Annotated in this window: 1 protein-coding gene; it reads right to left on the minus strand. The window is 51.1% G+C overall.

All coding sequences use genetic code 11. From position 1 onward, the window contains the following. The coding region (locus tag WLY71_RS31730) for a hypothetical protein (RefSeq protein ID WP_347806593.1) at positions 1-397 on the minus strand (397 nt) is incomplete at both ends.

The following is a 397-nucleotide window of genomic DNA, read 5'->3' on the forward strand; positions in this document are numbered from 1 at the left end:
TTTTCTTTCCTTCCTCCTTTTCTTCCTTCTTCTTTCTCCCCCCTTCTTCCTCCCTTCCTTCCCCTCTCTCTTCTCTTTTCTCCCTTCTCTCCTTTTTTCCCTTCTTCCCTTCTCTCTTCTCTTCCCCCCTCTTTCTTCCCCCCTTCCCTTCCCTCTTTTCTTTCCCCCTCCTTCCTCTTTTCCTCCTCCCTCTCTCCTCCTTCCCTTCTTCTCTCCTCTTTCCTCTCCCCCCCCCTTCTCTCTCTCCCTCCCTCTCCCTTCCCCTTTTTTCTCCTTCTTTCTTTTCTCTCCTCCCTCCTCTTTCCTCTTTTCTTCCTCCTTTTCTTTTTCCTCTCTTCTCCCTCTCCTTCCCCCCTTCCCTCCTTCCTCTTTCTCTTCTCCCCCTCTTCCTCTTCCT

Source organism: Pseudomonas rossensis (genome assembly GCF_039888995.1).
GTDB classification, from domain to species: Bacteria; Pseudomonadota; Gammaproteobacteria; order Pseudomonadales; family Pseudomonadaceae; genus Aquipseudomonas; species Aquipseudomonas rossensis.